The sequence below is a fragment of the Streptomyces sp. genome (assembly GCF_031181555.1).
Taxonomy (GTDB): domain Bacteria; phylum Actinomycetota; class Actinomycetes; order Streptomycetales; family Streptomycetaceae; genus Streptomyces; species Streptomyces fimbriatus.
Map to the genome: position 1 here is coordinate 1 of NZ_JAPSKQ010000224.1, position 8,189 is coordinate 8,189.

Consider the following 8,189-nt stretch of genomic DNA (forward strand, 5'->3'; position numbering starts at 1 on the left):
CGGCCCCGTGCGCGGCGGGACACGTGAACAGCAAGGAGACTGCGGTGCCAGGAGTGCGGAACGGAGTGCGGGCCAGCCAGCTGGACGTCCGCTGGATCAAGAGCCGGTACAGCAACGCCGAGGGCAACTGCGTCGAGGTGGCCCCGCTGACCGACGGGGCGATAGCGATGCGCAATTCCCGTGACCCCGACGGGCCCGCCCTGGTCTACACGGCCGCGGAGCTGGCGGCGTTCCTCGCCGGCGCGAAGGACGGTGAGTTCGACCACCTGGTCTGACACCCGGCCCGGCATCCGGTCGGCAGCCGGTCCGAGCTCCCGGCGCCGGCCGACGGGTCGGCGCCGGTGAAGCGGAAGGGCAACTCACCACTTCTTCACGACTTCTGCGCACGGATGCGATGCGGCAGGATGAGGTGCGATAGTGTGAATCGCCCTTGTGCCGGTCTGCTGGGAGCCAGGATGTCCGCCGCGTCGCATCGTATCTCCCGTCTGGAACCCTATCTGGACAGGCCCGAGCCGGCTCCGACCCTGCTGAAGATGCTGGTCGGTGTGCAGCTGGCAGGCTTCCGTGAGGACGCCGGGCTGGCCCAGGACCAGGCGGCGCGCGCCGTCGGTTTCAGTGCGGCGAAGCTGTCCCGCATCGAGTCCGGCAAGGGCCGCCGCCCGCCGACCGAGAGCGATGTCCGGGCGCTGCTGGAGCTGTACCGCACCGACGACTACGAGGCTTCGGTCCTGCTCAAACTGCTGCAGCGCGCCGGGGAGCCGGGCTGGTGGCAGCGGTACGACAAGCGGCTGATGCCCGAGTGGTTCGACCGTCTGGTCGGCCTCCAGGAGGCCGCGGCCACCATCCGCACCTTCGAGATCCAGTACGTCCCCGGCCTGCTGCAGACCGCCGCGTACACCCGTGCGGTGGTCGAGCGCGGCCTGCCGAACGCCCCGGCGAGCGAGGTGCAGCGCAGGGTCGAACTGCGCATGCGCCGCGCGGAGCTGCTGCTGCGCGAGGGCGCCCCGCAGCTGTGGGCCGTCATAGACGAGTCGGTCCTGCTGCGCGTCCTGGGCGGCTCCGAGGTGATGCGTGAGCAGCTCGCGCACCTGGTGCGGATGGCCGGGCGGCCCAATGTGACGGTGCAGATCGTGCCGCTGGACGTGACGAACGCCTCGGCTCCCGCCATCCCGGTCACGTACCTGCGCTTCGGCGGTCTCGACCTGCCCGACGTGGTCTACCTGGAGCACATCAGGAGCGCCAACTTCCTCGAGGACCGCGACGAGACGGAGGAGTACCGGATCGCGCTGGACCGCCTCGCCGACGAGGCCCTCAAGCCCCGCGAATCCGTGGACCTGCTGCGCAGGACGATGCGGGAGCGCTACTCCGCGTCGTAGGGAGCGCCGCGCCGTGGCGGTGGCGCGTGAACGGGTGACGCCCCTCGCCGGACCCCGGAGGACCGGCGAGGGACGTCGACGCCTCGGGCTACTGCGGGATCCGGCCCACGCCGCCGAACTCGATCCACTCCCGGGTGAGCTGACGGGGCGCCACCTCGGTGTCCGGACGCCAGGTGGACACCTCCACCAGGCCCGGCTCCAGGATCTCCAGGCCCTCGAAGTACGACTCGACGTCCTTCTCCTGGCGCACGCGGCCCCAGTGCCCCTGAGTCGCCCGGCCCATGAAGTCGGTCACGAAGTCGCGGACCTCGGGGTCCTCGCTGACCAGCTGGCACATCACCATGAAACTGCCCGGCGCCAGCCTCTCGCGCACCCGGCGGGCGAGGACGGGCGGGCCGTCGGTGTCGCTGTCCGGTATGCAGTGGAACACCGAGTTGAACAGCACGCACACCGGCTCCGAGAAGTCGATCAGGCGCCGGGTCTCGGGGTGGCCGAGGATCTCGTCGGTGTCGCGCATGTCGGCCTGGATGACCGCGGTGCGCTCGTCCTGCTCCAGCAGGGCGCGGCCGTGGACCAGCACCATCGGGTCGTTGTCGACGTACACCACGTGGGTGGTCGGGTCGATGCGCTGTGCGACCTGGTGGACGTTGTCCTGCGTGGGCAGGCCGGAGCCGTGGTCGAGGTACTGCCGGATCCCGTACTCCTGGGTGAGGATCCGGACCACCCGCTGGAGGAAGCGCCGGTTGATCAGGGCCAGGCGGCGCGTGCTGGGCACCACCTTGTCGAGTTCCTCGGTCGCGGCACGGTCCGCCGCGTAGTTGTCCTTGCCGCCCAGGTAGTAGTCGTACATGCGCGCGGCTGTCGGCACGGTGGCGTCGATCTCGGTGGACAGCTGCTTACCCGTGTGCATCGTTCCCCCTGCGGAGTGCCGCGCCAACTGGACCGGCTGGACAGGGAGTACATCCTAGGGAGCATCGCGCGGCCCGTGCCAGCTCATCGGTGAACGAGGGTGCGGACGAACGGCACGCCCACCGTCCGCGGTCACGCACGGCGGTCGGAAGGGTGCTCGGTGTGACGGCCCGGGGCTCCGGAGGGGTGGGATTCCGCCGGCGCCTGCGCGAGCGCTTGTGTCCCGCTATCGTCGCTTTCGTCCGACCAGGGCGTTCGTCGCCGACGAGGCAGCGGCCGGTCCACTCGCTCCCCGGGAGACACACATGGACGACTACTACGACCTCGGCACCCACAGCCGGCCCGTGACGACCTCCTCCGCCGAAGCCCAGCTCTGGTTCGACCGCGGGCTGATGTGGACGTACGCGTTCAACCACGAGGAAGCCGTCGCCTGCTTCGAGAAGGCGGCCGAGGCCGATCCCGACTGCGCCATGGCCCACTGGGGCATCGCCTACGCCCTCGGCCCCAACTACAACAGGCCCTGGGAGGCCTTCGACGGCGACGAGCTCGTCCGCACCGTCGCACGCACGCACGGCGCGGTGGAGCGGGCGCACGAGAAGGCCGCGCGCGCCACCCCCGTCGAGCGGGCCCTCGTCGGAGCCCTGCGCGCCCGCTACCCGCAGTCGCAGGTCACGGAGGACTGCTCGGTGTGGAACGAGCCCTACGCGGACCGGATGTGCGAGGTGTACGCGAGCGCCCCCGACGACCCGGACGTGGCCACGCTCTGCGCCGACGCCCTGATGAACCTCACCCCCTGGCAGCTGTGGGACATCAAGGCCGGCCGCCCGGCCGACGGTGCCCGCACCCTGGAGGCCAAGGCGGTGCTCGACGCCGCACTCGCCACCGACGCCGGTGCCCGGCACCCCGGGATCCTGCACCTGTACATCCACCTGATGGAGATGTCCCCCACGCCGGAAGCGGCCCTCACCGTCGCCGACCGGCTGCGCGGGGCCGTCCCCGACGCCGGGCACCTGCACCACATGCCCTCGCACCTGGAAGTGCTGTGCGGCGACTACCGCCGGGTCGTCTCGGACAACACCCTCGCCGTCGCCGCCGACGAGAAGTACCTCGAGCGCGCCGGCGCCATGAACTTCTACACGCTCTACCGTGCCCACAACCACCACTTCAAGATCTACGGCGCCATGTTCGCCGGCCGGTCGGAGGTGGCCCTGGACGCCGCCGCGCAACTCGAAGCCGCCGTCCCCGAGGAACTGCTCCGGGTGCAGAGCCCGCCCATGGCCGACTGGCTGGAGGGGTTCCTCGCGATGCGCGTCCACGTCCTGATCCGCTTCGGCCGGTGGGACGACATCCTGGCGCTGCCGTTCCCGGCCGACCCGGAACTCCACTGCGTGACCACCGCGATGCTCCACTACGCCCGGGGCGTCGCCCTCTCCGCGACCGGCGCCACCGACAGGGCCGAGGCCGAACGGGAGGACTTCCGCGCGGCCGTGAGCCGGGTCCCCGAGACCCGGATGCTGTTCAACAACACCTGCCACGACATCCTCGCCGTCGCGGCGGCGATGCTGGACGGCGAACTCGCCTACCGCAAGGGCGACTACGACGCGGCCTTCGCCGCACTGGAGCGGTCCGTCGAGCTGGACGACAACCTGCCCTACGACGAACCCTGGGGCTGGATGCAGCCCACCCGGCACGCCTACGGCGCACTGCTGCTGGAACAGGGCCGCGTCGAGGAGGCCGAGGCGGTCTACCGCGCGGACCTCGGCCTCGACGCCACCCTGCCCCGGCCCCTGCAACACCCCGGGAACGTCTGGGCGTTGCACGGATTCCACGAGTGCCTGCTGCGCACCGGCAGGACGGGGGAGGCCGCGATCGTGGCCCAACAGCTCAAGCAGGCGGCCGCGTTGGCCGACGTGCCGATCGAGGCGTCCTGCTTCTGCCGACTGGAGACCCACCCCGTGACCGCAGGCGGCGACGACTGCCACTGCCACTGAGGCGCTGCCGCAAAACGATCCGGAGCCGGGTGTGCGAGACCGGCGGACCTTCCGGCGGCGGTTTCCCGGAAGGAAAAGGAACACCGACCGACCAGGCGTCTTTCTTCTGTCCGACCGGTGCGTCGGTTGAATGTGCAATTGTGCCGGACGGGAGACCGGGTGGGAAAGGGAAAGGATTTGCCGCCGCCCGTTCAACGGAAGAAAATGAGGGGTGAACGAGACGTGGAGCCACCGGCGGTCCGGCTCCGGTCCGACTCCGCGCCGCCCCACCAGGAAGAGACAAAGGGGCTGAACCGGTGGAGAGCGAATTGCGGATTCTCCTTTCCGAGGAGGGATCCGACCCCGAACACATCGCGCGGAGGACCCGGAGCCTGCGGGAGGAACTGCTCCTGCTCGACGTGGACGACGTACGGGCCGTCCCGGCCGGGGAGGCCCCGCCCGGCGCACGGGGCGTGGACATCGCCATGGTCGGCGCCCTGCTGGTGAACCTGGGCGGTGCGGCCACCGGACTCAGCCAGGTGGTCACCGTGATCCGCGACTGGTGGGGCCGGTGCCACGACACGCGACCGTCGCTGCGCCTCACCCTCGACGGCGACGTCCTGGAGATCTCCGAAGCGACCGACGAGCAGGTGGTGGAGGCCTTCGACCTGTTCGTGCGGCGCCATGCCACGGCAGGGGCCTGATCATGGGCAGTCCAGCGGGCGGCACGTCCCGGCACGCGCTGATCATCGCCAACGACAGTTACCAGGACCCCGGTCTGAAGAGGCTGAGGGCACCCGCGCAGGGCGCCGTCGCCCTCGCCGAGGTCCTGGGCGACCCGCGGATCGGCGGCTTCGACGTACGCGTGATGCGCAACGAACCGGCGCACGTCATCTCCCTGCGCGTCGACGACTTCTTCTCCGACCGCAAACCCGGCGACACCCTGGTGCTGCACTTCTCCTGCCACGGGCTGAAGAGCGAGACCGGCGAACTGTTCTTCGCGGCGCCCAACACCCTGCCCCGGCGCCTGGCGTCGACCGCCGTCGCGGCCGACTTCGTGCGCCGCTGCATGGCCACCACCCGGGCCCGCAGCGTCGTGCTGCTGCTGGACTGCTGTTACGGCGGCGCGTTCTCCCAGGGCCCGGCCTCCGTCCGCGCCGCCGGAGACGCACACGTCCTCGACTCCTTCGCGGGGGACAAGCTCGGCGGCGGACGCGGCTGGGCGGTGATCACGGCGTCCAACGCCATGGAGTACGCCTTCGAGGGCGCCGACCTCGCCGAGGGCTCCGCGCCGCGGCCGTCGGTGTTCACCCGCGCGGTGGTCCAGGGCCTGGCGACCGGCGAGGCGGACCTCGACGAGGACGGCCGGGTCTCCCTGGACGAGCTCTACGAGTACGTCTTCGACCACGTGCGCCGGCAGAACCCCCACCAGACACCGGGCCGCACCGTCGACATGCAGGGGGACATGTACCTGGCGCGCAGCCACCGCCGCCGCATCGTTCCTTCCCCGGTGCCGGACGATGTCCGGGCCGCCATGCGCAGCCCCGACATCTACACCCGACGCGGCGCCATCGCGGAGCTGCGCGCCCGGATGGAGAACCGGGACCTCTCCGTCGCCCTGGGGGCGCGTGAGGCGCTCGAGGAGATGGCCCACCGGGACATCCGCGCGGTCGCGGACGAGGCGTCCCGGGCCCTGGGCGAGGTCGCCGTCAACCCCCACCCGGCCCGCCTGGACTTCGGCCGGCTTCCGCAGCACACGAGCCCGCCCCACCGGACCGTGCGCCTGCTCGGCCCGCCCCTGGCCCGCAGCTGCGCACCGCACGCCAAGGGCGAGAGGCTGCGGGTGCGGGAGTCGGCCGACACCCTGGACGTCTGGGTCGACACGTCCTCGCCGGGACCGGCGCGCGGGGAGATCGTGCTGAAGGGGGCCGTGGGGGAGGCGGTGCTGCACGTGGAGGGGGAGGTGGTGCCGGCCGAGGCGCCACGGGCCGCGCCACCGCCCCAGGGGAGGACACCCTCGCGGCCGGACCGCGAGACCGCCCCACCACCAGCCGCGCCGGCCGCGTCGACCTCGCCGACGGCCGCGACGGCCGCCCCGCCGGGCGCGGCTTCCCCGCCGCACGCTCCGTCCGTCCCGGCGTCGTCGGCGGCCGCCGCGTCCGCTCCGGTCCCGGCGTCCCCTCCGGCGGCCTCGCCGCCGACCGGTGCCTCCCGGCCGTCCACTCCGCCCGCCCCCGCGTCGTCGCCGACGGTCGCACCGGCCTCTTCGGCGGGCCCGCCGGCTCCCTCGGCCTCATCGGCAACGGTGTCCGCGCCGGCCCCCACCGCTTTGACGCCTCCGGCTCCGCGGGACACCTCCCCGCCGCCGACGCACCCCGTCCCGTCCCCGCCCGAGGCCACGCGCCCGGCTTCCCGGGAGGCGCCCGGCGCCCCACCCGCGCACCGCGTTCCCCCGCCCCCGCCGCGCACCCGGCGGCACGGCCCCGACGACCGGCCGACCCGCCCGCACGACGCACCACCGCCCCCGCCGCAGCACCGGCACTCGGTGGCCTCCGCGGACTCCGCGCGCCGGAGTTCCGCGTCCCCGTCCGTGCGTGCCCCGGTGCTGGCCGCGGCCGGCCTGGCCCTCGCCGTCCTCGCCGGCTGCACGATCGTGATGGTCGCCGTCAGGGCGGTCGAGGCCGTGCGGAAGCGCGTCGAGGAGCCCGGCACCACCGTCGGGGGGCAGGTGGCCGAGGCCGGGGTGACGAGTCCTCTCGTCATCTGTCTGCTGTCGGCCTTCGCCGCCCTCGTCCTCGCCGCGCTGGCCCGGCACGACGCGAAGGCGCGCCCCGACCGCAGTACGGCGTCGACCACGACGGCCGTGAACCTCCTGACGGGGCCGGCCAAATGGCTGGCGACCCCGTCACTCGTCCTGGCGGTCATGGTGCTCGTCGCCTACTTCGTCACGCGGGGGGCATAGCCCCGCGGCCGCGGGCGGCCGGCGACCGGCAGGGCCGGTCTCAGTCGGCCGCGGCTTCTGCCCGACGACGAGGTCCCGACTCCACGACGGTCTGGAACGTCTTCATGCAGGGGAAGCAGTGCCGGTCCGTCGCATGCCGCCGACGGGACTCCTCCTGCTTCTCCACTCCGCACAGCGTGGACCTCTTGTCAGGGGTGAGGACATGCCACACCGGCTCCCCCGAAGTGTCTGCACCGCACCACATCTCGTGCATTCCCAGCTCCCTCCGGGTAGGCATGGAGGCCGCTTCCATACGAACACGGCGCCGGCCGGGACGGCTCGCCCGGGCGGCCACTCGGGTGATGCGCGGGACCGGGGTGCGTGTCCGCCCTCCCGGCCGGATGCCGGAAGGGCGACGAAGGCGCCGACCGGCGCACACCCGCCGCTCGGGTCGGGCGGGCGGCGTGCGACCGTGCGCGGCGGGACCGCCGGCCTCGCGGACTCCGACCGGGACGTGGTGGGGTTCCTGCGACGGGCGGGACTGCCGGCGGGGGAAGGGCTGCTGGACGGTCCGGCCCGGGTGAAGCGGACCGGTGGCCGGGCCCACGCCCGCGACGCGGCGTGACGGGCCGGACCCGTTCGGCGGGAATGGCAGGAGCGACCGGAACGGCCGGGACGTACTCCGGCGGCTCCGGAGGCTGTGAGGCCGCCCGCGCGTGACGCGTGCCGGAAAACGGCACCTGCGCTTCCGCGCGCCGCGGCCCCCGTCGGCGCCGACTCCGGCGGGCACCGTGCCCGTTCGCCCACCCCCGCTTCCTTCCGGCACGCGGTGAGGGTCAGCCGGTGGGCCGGCCGCTGCGCCGGCCCCTCCCGGACATCCCGGGGCCGGGATCGCCGCCCCGGCCCCGGGAGACGACCGCTTTCCGGACCGAGGCACGTCCGTCCCCGGAGCCCCGGTCCTGCCCTGGGGCTCTCCGGTTCCGGGACCGCCCC

The 8,189-nt window shown here is 73.0% G+C and carries 7 protein-coding genes; 6 read left to right on the forward strand and 1 reads right to left on the reverse strand.

From position 1 onward, the window contains the following. Positions 1 to 44 precede the first annotated feature (44 nt). The gene (locus RIM90_RS28875) at positions 45 to 275 is read left to right on the forward strand and encodes a DUF397 domain-containing protein (protein ID WP_309063703.1); all 231 of its coding nucleotides are present in this window, start codon (positions 45 to 47) and stop codon (positions 273 to 275) included. Positions 276 to 455: 180 nt separating this feature from the next. Continuing rightward, positions 456 to 1,376, forward strand: a complete 921-nt coding sequence (locus tag RIM90_RS28880) for a helix-turn-helix transcriptional regulator (protein WP_309063697.1) — start codon at positions 456 to 458, stop codon at positions 1,374 to 1,376. An 88-nt stretch (positions 1,377 to 1,464) separates the two neighbouring features. Here RIM90_RS28880 and RIM90_RS28885 read toward each other — a convergent pair whose 3' ends face one another. Continuing rightward, a complete protein-coding gene (locus tag RIM90_RS28885) occupies positions 1,465 to 2,286 on the reverse strand; it encodes an SAM-dependent methyltransferase (RefSeq protein ID WP_309063698.1) in 822 nt (273 codons plus the stop codon). A 304-nt stretch (positions 2,287 to 2,590) separates the two neighbouring features. Here RIM90_RS28885 and RIM90_RS28890 point away from each other — a divergent pair, with 304 nt between their 5' ends. From RIM90_RS28890 to RIM90_RS28905, 4 genes are all read left to right on the forward strand, one after another. After that, complete coding sequence (locus RIM90_RS28890) at positions 2,591 to 4,276, forward strand: tetratricopeptide repeat protein (protein WP_309063699.1); 1,686 nt, start codon at positions 2,591 to 2,593, stop codon at positions 4,274 to 4,276. A 308-nt stretch (positions 4,277 to 4,584) separates the two neighbouring features. Continuing rightward, the gene (locus RIM90_RS28895) at positions 4,585 to 4,959 is read left to right on the forward strand and encodes a hypothetical protein (RefSeq protein WP_309063700.1); all 375 of its coding nucleotides are present in this window, start codon (positions 4,585 to 4,587) and stop codon (positions 4,957 to 4,959) included. Between the two features lie 2 nt (positions 4,960 to 4,961). Then, on the forward strand, positions 4,962 to 7,217 hold the full coding sequence (locus tag RIM90_RS28900) for a caspase family protein (RefSeq protein ID WP_309063701.1): 2,256 nt from the start codon (positions 4,962 to 4,964) through the stop codon (positions 7,215 to 7,217). A gap of 451 nt (positions 7,218 to 7,668) precedes the next feature. Further along, positions 7,669 to 7,821 (forward strand): hypothetical protein, encoded by a 153-nt coding sequence (locus RIM90_RS28905; RefSeq protein ID WP_309063702.1) that lies wholly within the window; start codon positions 7,669 to 7,671, stop codon positions 7,819 to 7,821. The last annotated feature ends 368 nt before the right edge of the window (positions 7,822 to 8,189 follow it).